The following is a 22,492-nucleotide window of genomic DNA, read 5'->3' as shown; positions in this document are numbered from 1 at the left end:
GCTCGAGTCTCCCCTAGGAGGAGGCGGCAGGCTGAGGCTCGTGAACGACGAGACGATGCTGACGATCGGCGCGCCGGCCGAGCGGACGGGGCTGACGGTCAAGACCGGACGACGCCGAGCTGCGCAGCTGGATACTGCACCGCCTGGAAATCGCGAACGACCCTCGGGTGGAACACTATCGGCGACTGGTCGGCGTGCTCAACGGCCGGCCCGCCGCGCCTGAACACGGCCCGGTGTTCGCGTGGTTCGCGGCCGCGTTGCGCGCGCACGGCACGCAGACCCCCGATTTCTCCGCTCATTGATCGCGGAAGGCCGAGAAAGGCCCGCCGTGGGTTAGCGGCTCACCGGCAACCCGGTGGATCTGCGCGGCGAGCGCGGTGTAATCGACGGGCCGGGTGGTGTCGATCGTGACGGTGGGCGTCAGTCCGAGCGGTGCTGCTTCCCGGGCCCATCGGTCCCACTGCGTGCCGAGGCGCTGGGCGTCGTGATAGAAGCCGGGGCGGCGCCGGCTCGCATACCGGGTCCTCGCCACCGAGGGTGGTACGTCGCACCAGATTTCGACGGCCCGGTCCGCGCCCACCTTCTCGATACCGGCGCGGGCGAATTGCGTGTCTCGTGGTGCGAACCACCAAGAATCGATGACGACCGAGGTGGGACTGGTTCGCGCCATCGACCACGCCGCGTCCATCGCGACACCGCCCAGATCCGGAAGAGCGGCGGGATCCTCGACGCAGGTCGCCAACGCCTCCTTGACCGCGTCCTTCGAGAGGAGCCGGGCGCGCAAGGCCGGTGCCAGCGCCTGGCCTACGGTTGATTTGCCGGCGCCCGGAAGGCCGTTCACCAGCACGAGAAGTTTGCCCATCCGCCCCATCATGACGTGCCCGGACGACGCGTGGCCCCGATGCGGTGGGGTGGGTGTCGATCGGGCCGACCGCTCGGTATGATTCGAATATGTGTTCGAGTGCCGGGGGTGTGTCGTCGGAGGGGGCGGGCGATGGGTTCTCCGGCCGGGCGCCGCGACGGCTTCCGGACGGTGTCCCGCGGACCGAGGGGACCGAACCGCAGCTGCAGTATCCGAACGAGACCGGCTATTACTACCGGGTGCTCGTGCAGCCGCCGAAACCGGTGTGGGTGCGGTTGGACGCGATTCTCATCCGGGATCCGGGCGCGCCCCGGCACGTCAACGGGGCGGGGCTGGATATGACGGGGGAGCGGCCGGGGACATTGACCCACTGGGTGCCCTCGTTCAGTGGCGAGTGGCTGGGGCGGGTGAATTTCTCGGTTTGTTATGCGGACGGGCGGACGCCGCTGCACCTGACCGACCAGTTGGTGCCGGCCTACGCATTGCGTCCGCGGGCGGCAAGCGACGATCCGCGCCGCGCCCCGGCGAATCCGTCGGATGCCGACGAGCGGATGGCCGGTGAACCGGGCCCCGAGCTGCGATGAGCCGATACGCGCTCAGTCGGTGACGTACCCGTTCAGCGTCTTCCGTAGGTCGTCGAGGATCGCCCGCGCGGCGGTGAGCCCGGAACCGTGCCAGAGGTCGTCTTCGACGGCGAAATCGCGCTTGTCGGCGACGGCGCCGAGCTCTTTCCAGTCGTCGCCCTTCATGATTGATTCGCCGTGGCTCTGACCGTCGGGGCCGTCGAACATCAAATAGATGATGTCGCCCTCGATCTTGTTGCGGTCGCTCTCGGTGGCGAGGCTGTCCACCGTGAACGAGCGATCGCGCTGGGCGCCGGGCCGCTGCACACCGGCGTCGGCGAGCACCTGCCCCGCGAACGTGTCGGTGCCCTGAACCTGAATGTCCTTGGGGGAGAAGCGGATCACCGATGCCTGCGAGAAATTGGCCGCGATCGAGGCTCCGGTTTCGCGGGCGTCCGTGCGGTAGTCCGCGAGCGCCTTCGTACCGGCCGAACCGCGGCCCAGGGCGTCGGTGTAGGCGGTGAAATCGTCCTGCCAGCCGCGGTGGTCGACCAGTACGGTCGGGGCGACGCCGCGCAAGGCGGCGAGATCCCCGTCACCCGCGGCGCCCAGGATCAGATCCGGTTGCAACGCGGAGATTTTCGCCGGGTCCACCGCCCCGGAGGTCCCCACGCTCGGGATCTTCAGCACGCCGGTGCCCAGATAGTTCGGTTGCGGCGCCGGGCCGGGTTGCGTGGTCGCGCCGACGACCCGCTCCCACAGGCCCACGGCACAGACCGCGTCCAGCGCCGCGGTGTCCAGGACGACAATGCGTTTCGGATCCGCGGGTACCTGGGTGCCTGCCACCGTGCGCGTGCCCGACGCCTGATCGGGGGCGGTGGGCAGGGCGCAGGCCCGGGTGGTGTCGCGCTCGATGCCGACCACGCTCGCACCGGCGATATTCGTGGTGGTCCGGACGATCGAACTCGATGCGTCGTCCCCCCCGGTGCCGCACCCGGTGACCAGGGCGACCACCGCGCCGACGGCCGCACCGCCGAGCGAGAGCCGGCGCGCACTGGTGCGCTTGCGGGTCTTGGGCTTTCGGGTGGAGACGCGTTCGCTCACCGGCATGCAGCGTAGGGTACATGCGCCCGTGTGCAGGGTCGTTGCGGCACCGTCCGCGCGGCGAATACGACACAGAGTAGGACCCCGTCGGACGCCTGCGACGCCACGGTTTACGATGCCTCTAGCGCAAGCCACCGTCGTTTCGTCATGTGCCGGAACGCACGAGCGTGCGAAACGAGCAGAAGGCACACCTTCAGGAGGATCAGTGACTGCTGTAGAGCCCCAGCCAGTCCCCAAGCTGGAAGCGACACGGCCGTATCCGGCACGACTGGGCCCGAAGGGTTCGTTCATCTACAAGGCCGTCACCACCACGGACCCCAAGGTCCTCGGTGTGATGTACCTGGTGACCGCGATGTCGTTCTTCATGATCGGCGGCCTGATGGCCCTGCTGATGCGTGGTGAGCTCGCTCGTCCGGGTCTGCAGTTCCTGTCGCCGGAACAGTTCAACCAGCTGTTCACCATGCACGGCACGATCATGCTGCTGTTCTATGCGACCGCGATCGTGTTCGGCTTCGCCAACATCGTGCTGCCGCTGCAGATCGGTGCGCCCGACGTCGCCTTCCCGCGTCTGAACGCGTTCAGCTACTGGCTGTACCTGTTCGGCGCGACCATGGCGACCGCGGGCTTCATCACCCCCGGTGGCGCCGCCGACTTCGGCTGGACCGCCTACACCCCGCTGTCGGACATCGTGCACTCCCCGGGTGTCGGCGGCGACCTGTGGATTCTGGGTCTGGCCGTCTCCGGTCTGGGCACCATCCTCGGTGGTGTCAACATGCTGACCACCGTCGTCTGCCTGCGCTGCCCCGGTATGACCCTGTTCCGGATGCCGATCTTCACCTGGAACATCGCCGTCACCAGCGTTCTGATCCTGCTGGCCTTCCCGCTGCTGACCGCCGCGCTGATGGCGCTGGCCTACGACCGGCACCTGGGCGGCCACATCTACGACCCGGCCACCGGCGGTTCGCTGCTCTACCAGCACCTGTTCTGGTACTTCGGCCACCCCGAGGTGTACATCATCACGCTGCCGTTCTTCGGCATCGTGTCCGAGATCTTCCCGGTCTTCAGCCGTAAGCCGATCTTCGGTTACACCACCCTGGTCTACGCGACGCTGGGCATCGCGGCGCTGTCGATCGCGGTGTGGGCGCACCACATGTACGCCACCGGCGCGGTGCTGCTGCCGTACTTCTCGTTCATGACCTTCCTGATCGCGGTTCCGACCGGTGTGAAGTTCTTCAACTGGATCGGCACCATGTGGAAGGGGCAGCTGACCTTCGAATCACCGATGTTGTTCTCGGTCGGCTTCCTGGTCACGTTCCTCTTCGGTGGTCTGTCGGGCGTCATCCTGGCCAGCCCGCCGCTGGATTTCCACGTGTCCGACACCTACTTCGTGGTCGCGCACTTCCATTACGTGCTCTTCGGCACCATCGTGTTCGCCACCTTCGCCGGAATCTACTTCTGGTTCCCGAAGATGACCGGCCGCATGCTGGACGAGCGCCTGGCGAAGTGGCACTTCTGGGCGACCATGGTCGGCTTCCACACCACCTTCCTGGTGCAGCACTGGCTGGGTAACGAGGGCATGCCGCGTCGTTACGCGGATTACCTGCCGACCGATGGTTTCACCGCCCTGAACACCGTCTCCACGATCGGCGCCTTCATCCTCGGTGCCTCGACGCTGCCGTTCATCTGGAACGTCTTCAAGAGCTACCGCTACGGCGAGGTCGTGACCGTGGACGATCCGTGGGGCTACGGCAACTCGCTGGAGTGGGCCACCACCTGCCCGCCGCCGCGGCACAACTTCTACGAGCTGCCGCGGATCCGGTCCGAGCGTCCGGCGTTCGAGCTGCACTACCCGCACATGGTGGAGCGCATGCGGGCCGAGGCGCACGTGGGCTGGGGCTCGAAGTCCCATCACGTGGCCGAGCTCGAGAAGGTGTCGAGCTAGTACCCCGCTTCGAAGAGAGCAGTCCCGGCGCGGCGGCCGTCCAGTGCGACGGCCGCCGCGTTCGGCGTTTCGGGGGTGCCGCGCCGGGTCGGCGGTGCGGCAGTGACCCCGGCGACCGGTGCGCGCCGGTGGCCGCACCCGACCTGAGAGAATGTCTGCTGGCCGTCGCGGACCGCGATCGCCGCGGAAGTGGAGCTGTGACGAAGAGATGGAGTTGCGCGTGGGCACGTCCGAGTCCGATCGTGGCACTGCCACCGAGACGACGGTGCTGATCACGGTCACCGGGCCCGATAAACCGGGCGTGACCTCGGTGCTGCTGGCGGCGCTGTCCCGGCACGGCGTGAGCCTGCTGGATGTGGAGCAGGTCGTGATCCGGGGCCGGCTGACCCTCGGGGTGCTGGTGACGAGTCCGGGCGATCCGGAGGATCTGCAGGATCAGCTCGAGGACGCGATGGCGACCGTCGGCATGCAGGTCGACGTCGAGATCGGCGCCAATTCGGTCTCCGGGGCGCCGTTGTCCACACACGCGGTGGTGGTGCTCGGCAGCCCGGTGACCGCTCGCGCGTTCAGCACCATCGCGCGCACACTGGCCGCCCAAGAGGTCAACATCGACTCCATCCGGGGTATCGCCGACTACCCGGTGACCGGTCTCGAGCTGATGGTCACCGCACCGCCCACCGAGGACGCGCTGGCCGAGACCCGCCTGCGCACGGCGCTGGCCGAGGTCGCCGCGAAGGAGAAGGTGGACGTCGCCGTCGAGCGCGCGGGGCTGGCCCGGCGGGCGAAGCGGCTCATCGTCTTCGACGTCGACTCCACCCTGATCCAGGGCGAGGTGATCGAGATGCTGGCCGCCCACGCCGGTGTCGAGGAGGAGGTCCGCAAGGTCACCGAGGCCGCGATGCGCGGGGAGATCGACTTCGCCGAATCGCTGCGTCAGCGCGTCGCCACCCTCACCGGACTGGACGAAACGGTGATCGATCAGGTCGCCGAGCGGATCGAGTTGACCCCCGGCGCGCGGACCACCATTCGCACCCTGCGCCGCCTCGGATTCCGGTGCGGTGTGGTCTCCGGCGGATTCCGTCAGGTGATCGAACCGCTGGCGCACGAGCTGGAACTGGATTTCGTGCACGCCAACACCCTCGAGGTGGTCGACGGCAAGCTCACCGGTAAGGTCATCGGCGAGATCGTCGACCGGCCCGGAAAGGCGGTGGCGCTGCGGCGTTTCGCGGCCGAGGCGGGCGTGCCGATGGAACAGACCGTCGCGGTCGGCGATGGGGCCAACGACATCGACATGCTCAACGCCGCCGGCCTCGGTATCGCCTTCCAGGCCAAGCCCGCGCTGCGGGAGGTCGCCGACACCGCGTTGTCGCATCCGTTCCTGGACGCGGTGTTGTTCATTCTCGGGGTCACCCGCGACGAGGTCGAGGCTGCGGACGCCCGCGACGGACTGCTGCGCCGAGTGCCGCTGAGCTGATGACCGAACCCGAGATCGACGCGCCCCAGGGCGCCGCACCGCCACTGCTGCTGGATTCGGGTTTCCGTGCCCGGCATGCGGAATTGGCGCTGGGTTACGGGGGTGGCGGCGATCCGGACGATCCCGCGCAGGTGCAGGCGATGCAGATGGTGCTGCACATACCGAAAGCCGAACCGCCGCGCCGCAGTGCGGTACTGGAGGCGGCGGCCGCCGCGGCCGTGGCGCTCTGCCTGGACCCGCGAGTGGGTCCGGACGGTGAGTGGCAGGACCGCTACCTCGCGTGGAAGCGCTCGCGTATCCGGAAGGTCGCGCGCCGGGCCCGTGGCGCACAGTGGCTCGCGGCCAACGAGGTGGACGGCGTCACGCTCGAGGTGGACGGCGCCGAGGCGCGCGCCCTGGTGCCCGGTCCGGTCGGCGACATCGACCAGCGCATTCGCAAACTGCAGATCGGCGGCACCGATCTCGAGTCGGACGAGCCCGGTCCCGCGGACCCGGAACTGCCTGTGCTGTGGGTGAATTCGGCCCTGAGCATGACCGTGGGCAAGGCGGCGGCGCAGGTCGGTCACGCGAGCATGTTGCTGGCCGGTGCGCTTCCGGTGGAACAAGCCTTCGCCTGGGCGCAGCGTGGATTCCGCTGCGCTGTCCGGGATGCGGAGCCGGATCTCTGGGCCCGCCTGTGCGCCCGAGTGAACGGTGGCGACGGGCTCGAGACGATCGCCGCCGTGCGGGATGCCGGGTTCACCGAAGTCGCGCCCGGATCGATGACGGTGATCGCGGTGGCGCCGCCGATGAGCCCGCTCGACGACGCGGCGTAGCGCGGCGCGACCACCCACCGCACCGAGCCGAGGCCCGGCGTGCCGTGGCGTGTCGAGCGCCGTAGGGTGCTCAAACGTGCGGAATGTCACTGCGGCAATGGCCGATTCGGATCGTGGGGGAGCGGGTGGCCGACTATGACGGATAGCGTGCACACCGACCACGTTGGCAACGGATCGAGCGCGTCGGCAAAGATGGAGCTCGTGCCGCAACCGGATCCCGATCTGCTCATCGATTTCAACGAGGTGACCGTCCGGCGTTCGGGCCATACCCTGGTGGGTCCCGTCACCTGGCAGGTGGAGCTCGACGAACGCTGGGTCGTGCTCGGCCCCAACGGCGCCGGTAAGACGTCGCTGCTGCGGATGGCCGCCGCCGAGCTGTATCCGACCTCGGGGTCGGCCACGCTGCTGGGCGAAGTGCTCGGCAAGACCGACATCAGCGAACTGCGGCCGCGCATCGGCCTGTCGTCGGCGGCGGTGGCCAGCCGGATCCCGGTGGACGAGAAGGTGTCGGATCTGGTGGTGTCGGCGGGGTACGCCGTGATGGGCCGCTGGCGCGAGCGCTACGACGATGTCGATACCGACCGCGCCGTCGACATCCTGGAAAGCCTGGGCGCCGAACACCTTTCGGACCGCGCCTACGGAACCCTGTCCGAGGGCGAACGCAAACGCGTTCTCATCGCCCGCGCTCTGATGACCGATCCCGAACTGCTGCTGCTCGACGAGCCGGCCGCCGGGCTCGATCTGGGTGGCCGCGAGGAACTGGTCGAGCAACTGGGCGATCTGGCCGCCGACCCGGATGCTCCGGCGACCGTGCTGGTCACCCATCACGTCGAGGAGATTCCGCCCGGCTTCACCCACGCGCTGCTGCTCAACGAGGGCGATGTGATCGCACAGGGCCTGCTCTCGGACGTGCTGACCGCCGAGAACCTCAGCGAGGCCTTCCGCCAGTCCATCGCCCTCGATCGCATCGACGGACGGTATTTCGCGCGGCGCTCGCAGCGTTTCGGCCGCCACCGCGCCTGAGCCGGTTCCCGGCGCCTGTTCCCGCAGTGCGCACCGGTGCCGCATTCGGGCACCTGCTGCCGATCGGAACCAAGCGCGCGTTATGGTGCGATTGTGAGTGAATCTGTTGCGGAAACCCCGGCCGAGCCACCGGCGCCGAAGGACGCTTCGACCGTAGTGCTCGTGCGTGACGGCGCATCCGGACCGGAGGTATTCCTGCAACGACGGGTCAAGGCGATGGCCTTCGCGGCCGGCATGACCGTCTTTCCCGGTGGCGGTGTCGACCGCTCCGACGCCGACGCGGAAATCGGCTGGGCCGGGCCGGACCCGACGTGGTGGGGTCGTCGTTTCGGAGTCGACCGCGCTCGCGCGCAGGCGCTGGTGTGCGCCGCGGTACGGGAGACCTTCGAGGAATGCGGTGTGCTGCTGGCGGGCCCGACCGCCGACACCGTCGTCTCCGATACTGTCGCCTACCGCAGTGCCCGGGAGAAGCTCGAGCGCCGCGAACTGTCGTTCGGCGATTTCCTGGCGAACGAGAATCTGGTGCTGCGCGCGGATCTGCTGCGCCCGTGGGACAACTGGATCACGCCGGTGGTGGAACCGCGGCGCTACGACACCTACTTCTTCGTCGCCGTCCTGCCGGAGGGCCAGCGCGCCGACGGCGCGACCACCGAGGCACACGAGGTGGCGTGGCGGACTCCGGCGCAGGCGCTGGACCGCTGGCGGGCCGGCGAGGACGTGCTGCTGCCGCCGACCTGGACGCAGCTGAGTTCGATCGCCGAATTCGCCTCCACCACAGAGATTCTCGCGGCCGAGCGCGCGATCAGCCCGATCATGCCGGTCTTCGAGCCGGTCGACGGTCAGCCGATGCTGCAGTTCCCGAACAACCACCGGTATTTCGCCGACATGCCGGACGCGTCCCGGTTGCAGGGTTCGAAGCGAGACTGAGCCGGCGGTACGACCGGACACCCGGCCACGGGGCGTGGGCCGAGTCGCGAGCTGCTACCCGGCGCCGGTCGCGGTGCGGCGGGCTCGTCTCGGGGACCCGTTTCGCCTCGCGGGTCGGGTCGGCAGCGTCTCGTCGCACTACCGGCGGCCCGGACGGCGACGCGCCGGCGGTCCGACACCGGCGCGAACATCCCGACGTCGGAGGTGTCCCGGCACGCACAGTAGGCTCGCCGCCGTGGCCGAATTCGTGACCGTGGACCGTGTCGAGGCGGGAATCGCCGTACTGCGTTTCGCCCGGCCGCCGCTGAATCTCATCGATCTGCAGCTGGCGCTCGAGCTGGCCGCGGCCGCCGCGGACCTCGCGGCGGACGACGAGGTGCGGGCCGTGGTCGTCTACGGCGACGAGCGAATCTTCAGCGCGGGTGACGACATGGCCGAACTCGCGCGCTGGACGCCCGCGCAGGCCGGCGCCGTCGCCACGGATCTGCAGCAGGCACTGGGCTGCCTGGCCCGGATTCCGCAGCCGACGATCGCCGCGATCACCGGGTACGCGGTCGGCGCGGGCCTCGAGCTCGCTCTGGGTGCCGACCGCCGGCTCATCGGTGACAACGTCAAACTCGGCCTGCCGCAGATCCGGGCGGGCCTGATCCCGGTGGCGGGCATCCGCCGGCTGGGACTGCTCGTGGGCCCCGGCCCGGCCAAGGATCTGGTGTACACCGGCCGCTACGTCGATGCCGAGGAGGCGGCGGCGATCGGGCTGGTCGACGAGGTGGTCGCGCCCGATGACGTCTTCGCCGCGGCGCTGCGGTGGGCGCGGCAGTTCACCACCGGCCCGGCGCGCGCGCTGGCCGCGGCGAAACGGGTCTTCGAGGCCGGTCCGCACGGCCTCGACCGCGCCCGCGGCGAGTGGGCGGAGCTGTTCGAAACCGAAGATCGCAGCGTAGGAACACGTTCTTATTCGGCGTCCGGTCCGGGCGTCGCGGAATTCCTGGGCCGCTGACCCACTCCGCGTGATCACTCGATACGCTGTGCCACCATGACCGCACGTCTTGACGACCCCGCGCCGAACCCGCACGCCACCGAGGCCGAGGTCCAGGCCGCGCTCACCGACAACAAGCTCGCGCAGGTCCTCTACCACGACTGGGAGGCCGAGACCTACGACGACAAATGGTCCATCTCCTACGACGAGCGCTGCATCGAGTACGCGCGCGGCCGCTTCGACGCCGTCGCCCCGAATGCGCCGCTGCCGTACGAGCGGGCCCTCGAACTCGGTTGCGGCACCGGCTTCTTCCTGTTGAATCTGATGCAGGCCGGAGTGGCGAAAACCGGTTCGGTGACCGACCTTTCGCCGGGCATGGTCAAGGTCGCCACCCGCAACGCGCAGAACCTGGGGCTGGATGTCGACGGCCGCGTCGCCGACGCCGAGACCATCCCCTACGAGGACAACACCTTCGACCTGGTCGTGGGACATGCTGTGCTGCACCACATTCCGGATGTCGAGCAGGCGCTGCGGGAATGCCTGCGGGTACTGAAGCCGGGCGGCCGTTTCGTGTTCGCCGGTGAGCCGACCACCATCGGCAACTTCTACGCCCGCAAACTCGGCCAGATCACCTGGAAGGTCACCACCGAGGTGACCAAGCTGCCGTTCCTGTCCGACTGGCGGCGACCGCAGGCCGAACTGGACGAGTCGTCGCGGGCCGCGGCCCTGGAGGCCGTGGTCGACCTGCACACCTTCGATCCCTCCGAGCTCGAGCGGATCGCCCGCAGCGCCGGTGCGGTGCAGGTGCACGCCGAGACCGAGGAATTCGCGGCCGCGCTGTGGGGCTGGCCGGTGCGTACCTTCGAGGCGGCGGTGCCGGAGGAGAAGCTCACCTGGCGCTACCGGATGGCTCAGTACAAGGCGTGGCTGGGCCTGAGCAAGCTCGACGAGAAGGTGCTGCGCCACGTGGTGCCGCGCCAGTTCTTCTACAACGCCATGATCACCGGCGTGAAGCCGGGCGCCGCCGGAAAGTAGTGGGCGGCAGGCTGTCTCGCGTGCGGACCGGCTACGCTGCCGGTCCGGCGCGGACCGTCTCGACGGGCGTGGGGTGCATGCTCCGGCCCTCGGCGGTGCCGGTGTCCTACCGGCGTGCGGTCTCTGCTCGCTCGATACCCGTTGCGGCTCAGTCGGTCTCGCCCGTGCGGCGGCCGGAGCCGCGCTGATGGGGTATTCGTTCACAGCGGAAGACGTCGGCTTTCTGGACAGTGCGGCGGGCCGGGACGCACTGTCCGTGGTCGGGGAACACGCGCTGACGCCCGCGACGATGCTGCGCGACCTCGAGGTCCTGCGCCGCGACTACGGCGAGCGTACGGCCGCGCTGGTGGAGACCGTGCAGCTGCGCCGGCGGGCGGCCGCCAAACTCGACGACGCGGCCGAATGGCTGTTCACCGACGACGCTCTGCAGCAGGCGACGCCGAGTCTCGTGGCCCGACACCGGGCCCGGCGGCTGGCGGGGCGTCCCGTCCACGACATCACCTGCTCGATCGGCGCGGAACTCGCCGCGCTGCGGCGGGAATGCCCGGCGGTGCTCGGCAGTGATCTGGACCGGGTGCGGCTGGCGATGGCCGCGCACAATCTGGCGGATGCGCCGAATGTCGCACTGGCACAGGCCGATGCGCTGCGGCCGTGCAGTGCCGGCGCCGTGGTGATCGCCGATCCGGCGCGGCGCGCGGGAGGCCGGCGCACCCACGATCCGGCTCAGCTGCAACCGCCGCTACCGCAGCTGCTGGCCGTCTACCGCGACCGCGATCTGGTCGTGAAATGCGCTCCCGGACTGGATTTCGACCGTTTCGCGCAGCGGCGCCCGGGCGCCCAACCCTTGCCGGCGCGAGCCGACCGGACGGCCGCGGACGGGTACGCGGGCCTTTCGTGGGACGGTGAGGTCGAGGTGGTCTCCCTCGACGGCGCCGTGCGCGAAGCCTGCCTGTGGTCGCGCGGGCTCACCGAATCCGGGGTGACCAGGCGGGCGACGGTGCTGCGCAGCGACGGTTCCTCGTGGTCGCTGACCGATGCCGAGCCCGACGACCTTCCCGACCGCGAGCCCGGCACCTGGCTCGTCGACCCGGACGGCGCGGTGGTCCGGGCCGGCCTGGTCCGCCACTACGCCGCGAGATACGGCCTGTGGCAACTGGATCCGCGCATCGCCTATCTCACCGGCGAGACGGTGCCGCCGGGTGTGCGCGGTTTCCGCATCCTGGACCGGCTGGAATTCCGGGAGAAGCCGCTGCGCGCCGAACTGCACCGCCGCGACTGCGGTCCGCTGGAAATACTGATCCGCGGCGTCGACGTCGATCCCGATGCCCTGCGGCGCCGGATCAAACCGCGGGGCAGCACCCCGCACACCGTGGTGATCACCCGGATCGGCCGTACCGCAACGGCATTCGTCTGCGAAACGCCGCGCGTGGGGCCGGCGGCGAACTCTACCGATCCGGTGTGAAGGCGAACAGCTCGCCGATCCGGGTGCCGACCACGACCTGGCCGTCGGGTCCGATCGCGGTGGATACCGTCGTGCCCTGCGCACCCGGCAGTGCGGCGGAGGCGATCGTCTTACCCGACTTCGTCTCGAAGGTCAGCAGATGCAGCGCATCGCCCATCGGCACCACCACGTAGCCGGTATCGCCGGCCGTCTGCACCGGACGGCCGCGCAGGGTGAGATCCTTACGTTCCCAGGCGATCTCGGCGCGGTCGCCGTTGTCGTGCAACGCCAGCAGATGGCCGTCGTCGCCGCCCGGAATCAGCAGCCCGTCGAGTTCGGAGATGCCGCCGCGCGGGGCGAAGCCCAGCGGCTGCGTCCATTTCGTACGACCGTCGGCGGTGTCGACGGCGAGCAGGCGACCGCTGTTGTCGCCCACGTACAGCGTCTTCCCGTCCGACGACAGCGTCGGGCTGGTCGCGCTGCCGTCGGTGAGGATGTCGACGCTCCAGTCCTGGGTGACCTTCTTGTCGGCGTAGTGCAGCGCCACCACGGACGCCGCGGGCGCGCCGGTCCGCCAGGCGGTCAGATAGAAGCGGCCCGAATTCGGATCGAGCGCCGACACATTCGCCACCGCGCACTGCGGACCGCCGACGGCGCAGTCGTCGATACCCTGCCCGTCCGCCGGGCGCGTGACATTCGGGTGCGCGAGGAAGTCGGGGTCGCCCAGCACCTGATAGGTCGACACCTCGCGGTCGCCGGTCTGCCGGTCCAGGACGTCGACCTGACCGGACTGCGAGACCGACAGCACGGTCCCGTCGTGGGTGAACTGCACCGAGACCGGAACGCCGGCAACGGGAGTGCGCCAGCGCGGCTGCCCCAGCGCGTTGAACGAGAACACCGCGCCGTCGTCACCGACATACACATTGCTCGCCCCGTCGACCGCCGAGGCCGCGGCGACGGCATCCGGTCCCAGCGCATTGCAGAACCGCTTGCGCCCGGTGGGCATCTGGAACGAGAAGATCATGCCGGTGGTACCCGGCTTGCCGACACAGTCGGTGGTGGTGCGGGAGGTGACGAACAACTGGCCGTCCGGGCCGATCGTGGTCGCATTCGCCAGCGGGCCGCCGATCGGGCGCGACCAGCTCAGACTCAGATGCCGGGCGCCGGTCACGGGACTCGCGCCGCTGTTGCGGGCATCGTGGAAGGCCGACTGCCAGCCCTTGCCGGAACCGACCTTGATGTCGTCGACGGTGCTGCTGCCGCATCCGGTCAGCGTCAGGAGGCCCAGGGCGCCCACCGCCGCGATCGCGCGCCACGGGACGCCTCCCCGAATTACCGAGTGGCGCAACGTCGTCGGGTGGTGTCCGCCGCGGTCGTGCTCGCTGCGCTCGGGTCGCCGACTGCCGCTTCGCACCTGCTGCACTCCCATCTGTTCGTAACGGGCCTGCACGAGACTACGCTGGTACCTCGATCAGGTGACCACCGAGGTAACCGTCGCCCGAGGAAAGGGAGCTGGCCCGTGACGAGCATGTGGGGCGCACCGTTGCGTTCGCGTTGGCGGGGTTCGCGCCGCCGGGATCCGGAGCAGGCGCGCTTTCTGACGATGGCGTCGCTGCGCTGGGTGCTCGCCAATCGGGCGTACACGCCGTGGTATCTGGTGCGGTACTACCGGCTGTTCAAATTCCGGCTGGCGAACCCGCATATCGTGCTGCGCGGCATGGTCTTCCTGGGCCGCAATGTCGAGATCCACGCCACCCCCGAGCTCGGCCGCATGGAGATCGGCAAATGGGTGCATATCGGCGACGGCAACGCGTTGCGCTGCCACGAGGGCTCGCTGCGCATCGGCGACAAGGTCGTCTTCGGTAAGGACAACGTCGTCAACACCTATCTCGACATCGAGATCGGCGAGTCGACCCTGGTCGCCGACTGGTGCTACATCTGCGACTTCGACCACCGGATGGACGATGTGACGATGCCGATCAAGGATCAGGGCATCGTGAAGAGCCCGGTCCGCATCGGCCCCGACACCTGGATCGCGGCCAAGGTGACCGTGCTGCGCGAGACCCGGGTGGGCCGCGGCTGCGTGCTCGGCGCCCATGCCGTCGTGAAGGGGGAGATCCCCGACTTCAGCATCGCCGTCGGCGCCCCCGCCCGGGTGGTCAAGAACCGCAAGAAGGCCTGGGACGACGCCGCCGAGGAGCGCGCCCGGCATGCCGCCGCGCTGGCCGATATCGAACGCAAGAAGGCGGGAGTCGGGGCCGGATCGGACTGATCCGCCGGACCCGTATTCCTCTCGTACCGCTATCGGCTCGGTAGCGTGCGCGGCAGTCCGAACCACGGCAGCACCGTGCTCTCGAATCGGGTCAGGGCGCTGATGCGCTCGCCGGCGAGCGACAGGACGTACAGGCCGGTGCCGTGACTGCTGCCGTCCGGGCCGCGCAGGTAGGCGCCGAACGCCGGTTGGCCGTTGGCCCGCGTCGGTACCAGGTCGAATCGCCGCCCGGCGGCGAAGATGCCGGCGCAGAAGCGGGTGGCGACCTCGCGGCCCACGTATTCGAACGGAATCGGCGGCATCGACATGAAGACGTCGTCGGTCAGCAGTCGCACGAGCGCGTGCACATCGGCCGATTCCCACGCGTGCGCGAATCTCGCCACGATCGCCTCCTCGTCGGCCGATCCCGGTGCCGGTGACCGGCCGATCGGCCGGCGCCGCTCGAGTGCCGCCCGGGCCCGGGTGAGGGCACTGTTGACCGAGTCGACGGAGGCGTCGAGCATCCGGGCGGTCTCGGCCGCACGGAATCCGAGGACATCGCGCAGGACGAGGACGGCGACCTGGCGCGGCGGCAGCAGTTGCAGCGCGGTCACGAAGGCCAGCGAGACGGACTCGCTCAGCTCGTAGCGTGCCTCCGGGCCGGGCGGCGCCTGCTCGAGCAGTGCGTCGGGACAGGGCTGCAACCACACGACCTCGCCGAGCCGTGACGGCTCGGGCGGTTCGACGTTCGGCACGTCCCACTCCTTCGCCCGGCGCCGGCCCGCGGCCCGGCGCGCGTTCAGGCACCGGTTGGTGGCGATCCGGTACATCCAGGTGCGCAGCGAGGAGCGCTCCTGGAATGCGCCGATGCCCTGCCACGCGGCCAGCATCGTGTCCTGCAAGGCATCCTCGGCATCCTGGAGCGAGCCGAGCATCCGATAGCAGTGCAGCTGTAGCTCCGTGCGGTACGGCGCGGTCAACGCCCGGAACGCCGCACCGTCGCCCGCCCGCGCCCCGGCCATCAGATCGCCGATCGCCACCATGTCGTCATCTCCGTCTGTCATGACACACCTCCACCGAATATCGACACCGCGGCGACGGTGAATGTGTCGGTCCGAACGCGACCATTTCGGCCGATGCGGCGGTGTCTGTCTCTGTAGCAGTCCCGCCACCCACAAGAGGAGTACGCCATGGCAAAGATCGTCGTCTTCGAGAACGTGTCGCTCGACGGAGTGACCCAGGATCCGACCGGTGCGGAGCGTTTCAGCGACGCGGATTGGCGTGCGGCGCTGTCGCCGGACGACCGCGCGGAATGGGCCCGGCTGATTCACGACGATGTGCTGGACGCACAGGCGCTGCTGCTGGGCAGGCGCAGTTACGAATACTTCGCTGCCCGGTATCCGCTGCGCACCGGCGCGACCGCGGACCGCGTGAACGGTCTGCCGAAATACGTTGTGTCCGCGACGCTGTCGGATCCCCAGTGGAACAACACGACCGTGCTGCGAGGTGATCTCGCCGAGCAGGTGGCGAGGTTGCGACACCTCGTCGACGGCGAGATCCGGGTCTACGCGAGTACCGAACTGGTGCACGCGCTGACCGGCCACGGCCTGGTCGACGAGGTACGACTGGCGGTATTCCCGGTGGTGATGGGCGCGGGGAGCCGGCTCTTCGCCTGCGCCGACGGCTCGGCACCGGTCTCGCCGCGCCCCTTGCGGCTCACCGGGGTTCGCGCGGTCGGCACGGGTCTCGTGCACCTGACCTACGCACGCCTGCCGGACGCGTCCGCCGGACAGCCCGATCGCCGGGACGGCCGAACCGGCATTCCTGTCGGTGACGCCGGGTAGCCTTCGGCTCATGAACCGGTATGCGGCCTGGTTGCGGGGGATCATGCCCAGCAACCCCAACATGCGCAACGAGAAGTTGCGGGCGGTCTTCGAGGGCCTCGGCTACGAGGGGGTGGGATCGGTGCTGGCGAGTGGGAACATCGTCTTCGGCAGCATTGAAACCGATATCGCCGCAATGGAATCGCAGATCCAGGCGGCGTTGCAGGCGGAGCTCGGCATCGGCGGCGGCACCATCATCCGCAGCCGGGAGGAGCTGCAGAAGCTGGTCGACTCCGATCCTTTTCCCGGCCTCACACATGCGCGCGGCACCTATCTCACCGCGACCTTCGTGAAGGATCGAGCCGGGTCCGCTCCGCCGGAGCTGCCCGGCAACCTGGAGTCGGCCGTGCGCATCGTGCGCTTCGACGAACCGGCGCGGGCGCTGCTGGCGGTCATCGACAACTCGGTCGCGGGCACGCCGAACCACATGTCGTGGCTCGAGACCGTCTACGGCAAGGACATCACCACCCGCACCTGGCTCACGGTGCAAAAAGTGCTGGCCAAGCTGTAGTTTTTCCTTCCTGAGGTCTTGACTGGAGAAAAATCAGGAGGAAACTAGGTGATACACCGGAACACCGGAAATCATCACGGAGTCGAACGAGACGTCGGACGACTCGCGGAGATGGTTTCCAGGATCTGGCCAGGCCCCCGGCAAGCCAGTCGAATATCCGGAACCGACAGCGACGACTGAGGTTCAGGTATCGATGGAGACTACCGGGGACTGCTGTGTTCGGGGGTCTCAACCGAGAGTCATTGCCGCGCGGACCTGTTCGGGGTCGAGCGCGCGTCCCGGCAGGGGATGGGCGGCCTCGGCGCGTAAGCCGTCGAGCAGGACCGTCAGATGCCGGCGCCACGCCTCGGGGGCGACCTCGCGCACGCCGTCGGTCGCGCGCACCACCGACCACAGCAGGAGGCCGAGATCGGCTTCGGTGATGTCGCTGCGCAGCTGCCCGGCCTCCTGCGCTCGCGTCACCAACCGCTGGAACAGGGTGTGCCCCTGCTGTTTCGCCACCTCGATCGGACTGTCGGCGGGCAGCGAATACACGCAGATATCGGTGAAGCCGCGATCGCTCGCCTGCCACTGCGCCAGCTTCGTCAAGTGGTCGACCAGCCCCGTCCACGGGTCGGCCGCCCGCAAGGCCTCCTCCGCGCTGCGGCCCGACTCGACGACCAGGTCCAGTAACGCGTCGCCGATCAGCGCCTCGCGGGTGGGGAAGTGGTTGTAGAGCGTGCCGATGCTGACCCCCGCGTCGCGTGCGATCTGATTCAGCGAAGCGTCGAGGCCCTCGGCCGTGAACCGCCGCCGGGCCGCCGCGGCGATCTTGTCCCGATTGTCCCGGGCGTCCCGACGCCGCGGGCGCGCGCCGGCCGCCGTTTCCCCGGTACTCGCCACCTTCTCGACCATGACCTCACACTAACAACTTGAAAACCCACTCGACTTAGCCTTAACTTGAGAATGTGCTCAACTTGAGTGCCTTCTCGAGTTATGGAGGTTCGGTCATGCCACATCTGGCAGTGTTCGGCGCGGGTCCCGCGCTCGGATTGTCGGCGGCGCTGCGATTCGGCCGTGCGGGCTATTCGGTGACGCTGATCGCGCGCAACGCGGACACACTCGAACGGTTGCGGGCGCGGCTGGCGGCCGAGGGGATCGAGGTGGACGTCCTGCTCGCCGACCTCACCGACGACGCCCGGATCGACTACGCACTCGCCGAATTGCGGAGTGCGCACGGACTTCCGGACGTGGTGGTCTACAGCCCGGGTGATGTGAGCCGGCTACCCGTCGATGCATTGTCGCTGGACGCGGACACCCTGCGCACGTGGTTGCCGATCAACCTGACCACGCCGGTGCGCATCATGCACGCGCTACTGCCGGCGATGACGGCCCGCGGGTCGGGCGCCGTCCTCATCGCCCAGGGCGGAGCGGTGCGCGAACCGCAAGCGGCGCTGGCCAGTTCGAGCGTGCCGCAGTCGGCCTTGCTCAATTACCTGTACGCGATCGACCAGCAGGTCCGACCGAGCGGTGTGCGGGTGGGCGCTCTGCTCATCACCCGCCTCATCGAAAACAGTGCGGCGCAACAGTTGTTCGATTCCGGCCATTTCGCCTCGGTGGAACCGAACGACGTGCGGCGAGTCCATCCCGATGCTCTTGCCGAGGATTTGTTCGCCATGGCCACCACCGAGGCCGCCGTCGAGCGAGCGGCCTGAACCCGGGACCCGGGAGCCACGCGTTCCGGCCCGCATCGTTGTCGCGGGCCGGAAGGGGGATTCGGTCGGGTGACGCTACGCCGCTCGTCGATTCTCGGGAATCGGCGTCGCCTGCTGCGGCTTGTCGCTCTCGTCGAAGCCCGGGCGGCCGGTACCGATGAACGCCACCAGCCAGGACAGGACCGCGACGAAGCGGTTGCGGAAGCCGACCAGATAGAACAGGTGGACGGCGAGCCAGGTGGCCCAGGCGATGGTGCCGGTGAACTTCACGCGGTCGTTGAGTTTGGTGACCGCGCTGAACCGGCTGATCACCGCCATCGAACCCTTGTCCCAGTACACGAACGGGGTGCCGGGCTGCTTCTTGCGGCGGATGATGTCGGCGACGTGGCGGCCCTCCTGCATGGCCGTCGGCGACTGGCCGGGATAGCCGTTCAGCGAGGTCATATCGCCGATGGCGTAGATATCGGCGTGTCCGCCCACCGTGCAGTCCGGGTTGATGAGAAGCCGTCCGGCACGGTCGGTTTCGCAGCCGGTGGCCTCGGCCAGCAGCGTGGCGAATCCGCCGGCCGCCACACCCGCCGACCACACCACGGTCTCGGCGCCGATACCGCGCTCGACACCGTCCTTGGTCTTGACGGTCACCTTGCCGGCTTCGATGTCGGTGACGAAGGTGTCGAGCAGCACCTCGACGCCGTTGCGGCTCAACGACTTGCGCGCATACTCCGACAGGCTGCCACCGAACGGCGGCAGCACCGCGCCCGCGCCTTCCACCAGGGTCACCGAAATCTCCTGGTGATAGTGGCGTTTCGCGAGTTCCTTGAGCTGACCGGCGACCTCGACGCCGGTCGGGCCCGCGCCGACGACCACGAAGCTCAGCAGCCGTTCCCGGGTTTCCGGATCGGCCTTCGCCGCCTCGGCGAAGACGCGCTCGATCTGCGCTCGCAGCAGTTTGGCATCGTCGATGGTCTTGAGCGAGAACGTCTTCTCCGCGAAATCGTCGCGGCCGAAATACGATTGGGTGGCGCCGGTGGCCGCGATCAGCGAGCCGTAGCGAATCTTGCGCGGCCCCTGCTCGGTCTCGTAGGTGAGGACGGCGGCAGCGGCGTCGATATCGACGACCTTGCCCAGCCGCACATCCGCGCCCTTGTGCCGGCGCAGGATCTGCGCGATCGGCGGAGCGATGTCGGTGGACGGGAGCACACCCGTCGCTACCTGATAGAGCAGCGGCTGGAACAGATGTTCCGGCGTCGCCGAGATGAGAACGTAGTCGATCCCCGATTTGCTGAGCTGCTTCGCGGCGGCGAGCCCGCCGAACCCCGAACCCACGATGACCACATCGGTGGTTTCGATTCCCGCATCCACGTCTTGCATGACAGCCTCCTTCTGTCATGAGTAAACGCGATTCATGCCCTGGATGTTTCGGGGGTCAGGGCGCATAATATTGATGACTCTTATCTAGATCATTCATGAATGGAGATCTTGATGGAACTTCGTCAGCTCACCTACTTCGTCGCGGTGTGCGAGGAGTTGAGCTTCAGTCGCGCCGCTGTGCGCTGCTTCATATCGCAATCGGCTATCAGTCATCAAATCGCGCGACTCGAACATGATCTTGGTGTGCAGCTCTTCGAACGCTCCACGCGCTCCGTTGTCCCGACTGAGGCAACCGTTCGGCTACTTCCCCTTGCGAAACAAATGCTGAGCCTCGAATCCGCTATTCGCGCAGCTGTTCGCGACTCCGGGCCACGAATTCGCCTGGCAGCGAATATGTCTTTCGCAACAAGATCGCTATCCGCGATAGCCGGAGCACGCGAAGCGCATCCGGGTGCCGAAATCGAGTTCGTCATCAAGCCGTTCCGGCAGCGCATCGCTGCGGTCGCCGACGGCGATTGTGATCTTGCTCTCATCCGCGGCAGTGTCGAACAGCCCGGTCTGACGGTCGAACAACTGTGGGTGGAGGACCTCGTCATCGCCGCCTCGACCGCCCACCCGCTGGCCGGCCGCGGTGATGTGACATTGGCCGAATTGGGGAAATATCCGCTGCTGCTGCCCCCGGAGACGGAACAGGTGCTTCTGCACAACGTCGTCCGGCACGCGTTCGCCGAAATACCGACCCGCCCGAGCTACGGCCCGCCGATCCCGCCGGACCACACCGCGACGATGGAGTTGATCAATCGGCCGGACGCCTGGACGATCCTCTACGCCGACAGTGCCACCGAAGGGATCGCCACGCTGAAACTCGCCGGCCGGCCGCTGCGCATTCCGGTGTCGGCCGTACTTCGCGGCGATATCCGGCGCTCACCCATCCTGGTCACCCTGCTGGCCGCCCTGCACAGTTCCTGAAAGCGCAGCTCCTGAAAACGGAGCAACGCCGCACCGGAGGCCGGTACGGCGTTGCTCGGGGTGAAACGGTCAGGGACGCGGTTCGAGCCGGTGGAACAGGAATTCCACCAGCGTGATCAGCGATCGCAGGCAGGTGCCGCGGTCGCGGGCGTCCAACGCGGTCAGCGGGGTGCCCGGTTCCAGGTCCAGCGCATCGCGAATCTCGCTGAGCGGGAAGCGATGCGCACCGTCGAATTCGTTGATCGCCACGGAATACGGCACGCCGCGTTCCTCGAGGATGGAGAGCACCTCGTCGGCCTTGTCGATGCGCCGGGTGTCGACCAGCACCAGCGCACCGAGTGCGCCGTTGGCCAGCTCCTCCCACAACGGCAGGAACCGGCGCTGCCCCGGCGTACCGAACAGATACAGCGCCAGTTGCGGATTGAGCGTGATGCGCCCGAAATCCATGGCCACCGTGGTGGTCTGCTTGCCCGGGAGACCGGCCATGTCGTCGATCCCGACGCTGGCCTCGGTGATGGTCTCCTCGGTGCGTAGCGGACGGATCTCCGACACGCTGCTGACGAACGTGGTCTTACCGACGCCGAAATTACCTGCTACCAACAGCTTCACCGACCGCGTGACCGTTTCCGGTACATAGTCGACCGTACGGTCGGTCACAGCGGCGGGTCGTTCGGACAGGGCGGTCGGGCGCTCAGACGGCGAGAGCGCGGAGCCCATTCAGTACCTCCTCGAGCAGGGCGACCTCCGGCACATGATCCGCCGGGGTCGGGTTGACCAGATGGCCGCTGTCGAGCAGGTCCGATACCACGATCTTCACTACCGAGGGCGGCAGGTCGAGATATGCGGCCACCTCGGCGAGCGACAGTGCAGCGTGCCGACTGCAGACGTTCAAAACCCGGCGCGCGTCCGGACTGGCACCGGGCGTCGGATCCTGTGCTGCCACAACCAGTGTCACCAGGTCGACCGAGCGAGTCGCACGGGTACGTCCGCCCGTGCGTACGTAGGCACGGACCAGGTCGGGATCGCGCCGGTGCTTGCTCATGCCCGATCGCTACCGGGCCTGTGGCGGGGCAGGCTGCCGAGTTCGCGGCCGACTCTCACGGCGAGTTCGTTCATCCGGTGAGCGACCATGCTGACGTCCACATCGGACATGGTCGAGACGCCGATCAGGGCGCCCTCACCGGCCGCGGTGATGAAGATCATGCCCTCGTCGTACTCGGTCATGTTCTGCCGCACCGTGTTCGCTCCGCCGCAGAATTCGCTGAGGGCCTTACCCAGGGATCTGAGGCCGGAGGCCGCGGCGGCGAAGCGTTCGGCGTCGTCGAGGGAGATGGCGCCGACGTGGGCGATGCGCAGGCCGTCTTCGGACAGTAGTACGGCGAATCGGACGCCGGGAACGGTCAGATCCTCGAGCATCCACGACAGCTTGTTATCGCCGTCGGTCACAGTGGTGCCGGGTGTGGCCATCAGGATGTCATCCCTTCGGAGTTGTCATGTGCGGCTGCACGTCCGCTGGTGGAACCGGTCTGCCAGGCTTCGGCGATGTCGACCCGGGGCAGGCCCGTATCGGTATGCGGCTGTCCGGTATCGGTGCGGGGCCCGCGGGCGGAGGCGGGCAACGCCACGCTGCGCCGCCGCCGGCGCGGCA

The 22,492-nt window shown here is 68.4% G+C and carries 24 protein-coding genes and 1 pseudogene; 15 read left to right on the top strand and 10 right to left on the bottom strand.

Annotated elements, in window-relative coordinates; genetic code table 11:
* Positions 1-167 precede the first annotated feature (167 nt).
* Positions 168-302 (top strand): hypothetical protein, encoded by a 135-nt coding sequence (locus tag NN2_RS38980; protein WP_255407307.1) that lies wholly within the window; start codon positions 168-170, stop codon positions 300-302.
* Here NN2_RS38980 and NN2_RS21345 read toward each other — a convergent pair.
* The gene (locus NN2_RS21345; protein WP_169812428.1) at positions 296-862 is read right to left on the bottom strand and encodes a P-loop nucleotide/nucleoside kinase family protein; all 567 of its coding nucleotides are present in this window, start codon (positions 860-862) and stop codon (positions 296-298) included. The two genes, NN2_RS38980 and NN2_RS21345, sit on opposite strands and share 7 nt — an antisense overlap.
* 89 nt (positions 863-951) lie before the next feature.
* Between NN2_RS21345 and NN2_RS38060 the strand changes: the two genes are divergently transcribed.
* Positions 952-1,446, top strand: a complete 495-nt coding sequence (locus tag NN2_RS38060; RefSeq protein ID WP_174554998.1) for a hypothetical protein — start codon at positions 952-954, stop codon at positions 1,444-1,446.
* Between the two features lie 12 nt (positions 1,447-1,458).
* Here the strand turns inward: NN2_RS38060 and NN2_RS21335 are convergent, their stop codons facing one another.
* Positions 1,459-2,535, bottom strand: a complete 1,077-nt coding sequence (locus tag NN2_RS21335) for an ABC transporter substrate-binding protein (protein ID WP_063015659.1) — start codon at positions 2,533-2,535, stop codon at positions 1,459-1,461.
* 199 nt (positions 2,536-2,734) lie between these two features.
* On the opposite strand from NN2_RS21335, the gene ctaD reads away from it, so the two are divergent.
* The 8 genes from ctaD (at position 2,735) to NN2_RS21295 (ending at position 12,186) form a co-directional block, all read left to right on the top strand.
* A complete protein-coding gene (gene ctaD, locus NN2_RS21330) occupies positions 2,735-4,471 on the top strand; it encodes an aa3-type cytochrome oxidase subunit I (RefSeq protein WP_063015658.1) in 1,737 nt (578 codons plus the stop codon).
* 220 nt (positions 4,472-4,691) lie between these two features.
* Positions 4,692-5,945 carry a phosphoserine phosphatase SerB gene (gene serB / locus NN2_RS21325; RefSeq protein WP_245658799.1) on the top strand — a complete coding sequence of 418 codons (1,254 nt, stop codon included), beginning with the start codon at positions 4,692-4,694 and terminating at the stop codon, positions 5,943-5,945.
* Positions 5,945-6,760: an aminoacyl-tRNA hydrolase gene (locus tag NN2_RS21320; protein WP_063015656.1), complete on the top strand. Its 816-nt coding sequence runs from the start codon at positions 5,945-5,947 to the stop codon at positions 6,758-6,760. Before serB ends, NN2_RS21320 begins: the two co-directional genes overlap by 1 nt.
* 192 nt (positions 6,761-6,952) lie before the next feature.
* Positions 6,953-7,783, top strand: coding sequence for an ABC transporter ATP-binding protein (locus NN2_RS21315; RefSeq protein ID WP_063015655.1), 831 nt, complete (start codon positions 6,953-6,955; stop codon positions 7,781-7,783).
* Positions 7,784-7,876: 93 nt separating this feature from the next.
* A complete protein-coding gene (locus NN2_RS21310) occupies positions 7,877-8,710 on the top strand; it encodes an NUDIX hydrolase (RefSeq protein ID WP_063015654.1) in 834 nt (277 codons plus the stop codon).
* Positions 8,711-8,945: 235 nt separating this feature from the next.
* Positions 8,946-9,710, top strand: coding sequence for an enoyl-CoA hydratase-related protein (locus NN2_RS21305; protein ID WP_063015653.1), 765 nt, complete (start codon positions 8,946-8,948; stop codon positions 9,708-9,710).
* 36 nt (positions 9,711-9,746) lie between these two features.
* Positions 9,747-10,724 (top strand): class I SAM-dependent methyltransferase, encoded by a 978-nt coding sequence (locus NN2_RS21300; protein WP_030515679.1) that lies wholly within the window; start codon positions 9,747-9,749, stop codon positions 10,722-10,724.
* A gap of 187 nt (positions 10,725-10,911) precedes the next feature.
* Entirely contained in the window at positions 10,912-12,186 is a 1,275-nt protein-coding gene (locus tag NN2_RS21295) for a THUMP-like domain-containing protein (protein WP_063015652.1), read from the top strand.
* On the opposite strand, the gene NN2_RS21290 is transcribed toward NN2_RS21295, so the two are convergent.
* On the bottom strand, positions 12,170-13,615 hold the full coding sequence (locus NN2_RS21290) for an outer membrane protein assembly factor BamB family protein (RefSeq protein ID WP_227463004.1): 1,446 nt from the start codon (positions 13,613-13,615) through the stop codon (positions 12,170-12,172). The genes NN2_RS21295 and NN2_RS21290 overlap by 17 nt on opposite strands.
* A gap of 78 nt (positions 13,616-13,693) precedes the next feature.
* Between NN2_RS21290 and NN2_RS21285 the strand changes: the two genes are divergently transcribed.
* The gene (locus NN2_RS21285; RefSeq protein ID WP_039779969.1) at positions 13,694-14,437 is read left to right on the top strand and encodes an acyltransferase; all 744 of its coding nucleotides are present in this window, start codon (positions 13,694-13,696) and stop codon (positions 14,435-14,437) included.
* Positions 14,438-14,466: 29 nt separating this feature from the next.
* Here NN2_RS21285 and NN2_RS21280 read toward each other — a convergent pair whose 3' ends face one another.
* Positions 14,467-15,480 carry an RNA polymerase subunit sigma-70 gene (locus NN2_RS21280; protein ID WP_439955860.1) on the bottom strand — a complete coding sequence of 338 codons (1,014 nt, stop codon included), beginning with the start codon at positions 15,478-15,480 and terminating at the stop codon, positions 14,467-14,469.
* Between the two features lie 126 nt (positions 15,481-15,606).
* Between NN2_RS21280 and NN2_RS21275 the strand changes: the two genes are divergently transcribed.
* Both NN2_RS21275 and NN2_RS21270 read left to right on the top strand, forming a co-directional pair.
* Positions 15,607-16,260, top strand: coding sequence for a dihydrofolate reductase family protein (locus tag NN2_RS21275; RefSeq protein ID WP_063910830.1), 654 nt, complete (start codon positions 15,607-15,609; stop codon positions 16,258-16,260).
* A gap of 10 nt (positions 16,261-16,270) precedes the next feature.
* The gene (locus NN2_RS21270; protein WP_063015651.1) at positions 16,271-16,810 is read left to right on the top strand and encodes a DUF1697 domain-containing protein; all 540 of its coding nucleotides are present in this window, start codon (positions 16,271-16,273) and stop codon (positions 16,808-16,810) included.
* A 228-nt stretch (positions 16,811-17,038) separates the two neighbouring features.
* Here the strand turns inward: NN2_RS21270 and NN2_RS21265 are convergent, their stop codons facing one another.
* The gene (locus NN2_RS21265; protein ID WP_063015650.1) at positions 17,039-17,704 is read right to left on the bottom strand and encodes a TetR/AcrR family transcriptional regulator; all 666 of its coding nucleotides are present in this window, start codon (positions 17,702-17,704) and stop codon (positions 17,039-17,041) included.
* Positions 17,705-17,799: 95 nt separating this feature from the next.
* Between NN2_RS21265 and NN2_RS21260 the strand changes: the two genes are divergently transcribed.
* Positions 17,800-18,504, top strand: coding sequence for an SDR family NAD(P)-dependent oxidoreductase (locus NN2_RS21260; RefSeq protein WP_063015649.1), 705 nt, complete (start codon positions 17,800-17,802; stop codon positions 18,502-18,504).
* Between the two features lie 75 nt (positions 18,505-18,579).
* Here NN2_RS21260 and NN2_RS21255 read toward each other — a convergent pair whose 3' ends face one another.
* On the bottom strand, positions 18,580-19,875 hold the full coding sequence (locus tag NN2_RS21255; RefSeq protein ID WP_063015648.1) for an NAD(P)/FAD-dependent oxidoreductase: 1,296 nt from the start codon (positions 19,873-19,875) through the stop codon (positions 18,580-18,582).
* A 111-nt stretch (positions 19,876-19,986) separates the two neighbouring features.
* Here NN2_RS21255 and NN2_RS21250 point away from each other — a divergent pair, with 111 nt between their 5' ends.
* On the top strand, positions 19,987-20,844 hold the full coding sequence (locus tag NN2_RS21250) for a LysR family transcriptional regulator (protein ID WP_063015687.1): 858 nt from the start codon (positions 19,987-19,989) through the stop codon (positions 20,842-20,844).
* A 69-nt stretch (positions 20,845-20,913) separates the two neighbouring features.
* On the opposite strand, the gene NN2_RS21245 is transcribed toward NN2_RS21250, so the two are convergent.
* The 4 genes and pseudogenes from NN2_RS21245 to NN2_RS38210 form a co-directional block, all read right to left on the bottom strand.
* Positions 20,914-21,561: a GTP-binding protein gene (locus tag NN2_RS21245; RefSeq protein WP_081879507.1), complete on the bottom strand. Its 648-nt coding sequence runs from the start codon at positions 21,559-21,561 to the stop codon at positions 20,914-20,916.
* Entirely contained in the window at positions 21,536-21,886 is a 351-nt protein-coding gene (locus NN2_RS21240; protein ID WP_030515691.1) for a DUF742 domain-containing protein, read from the bottom strand. The genes NN2_RS21245 and NN2_RS21240 overlap by 26 nt, the downstream gene beginning before the upstream one ends.
* On the bottom strand, positions 21,883-22,311 hold the full coding sequence (locus tag NN2_RS21235; protein ID WP_030515692.1) for a roadblock/LC7 domain-containing protein: 429 nt from the start codon (positions 22,309-22,311) through the stop codon (positions 21,883-21,885). Before NN2_RS21235 ends, NN2_RS21240 begins: the two co-directional genes overlap by 4 nt.
* Positions 22,311-22,492 (bottom strand): annotated as a pseudogene (locus NN2_RS38210) (ATP-binding protein); the annotation flags it as partial. The gene NN2_RS21235 and the pseudogene NN2_RS38210, both read right to left, overlap by 1 nt.

The sequence above is a fragment of the Nocardia nova NBRC 15556 genome, assembly GCF_001613005.1.
Taxonomy (GTDB): Bacteria; Actinomycetota; Actinomycetes; order Mycobacteriales; family Mycobacteriaceae; genus Nocardia; species Nocardia nova.
The sequence above is the reverse complement of the archived record's forward strand: the minus strand, read 5'-3'. Positions and strand labels throughout refer to the sequence as shown.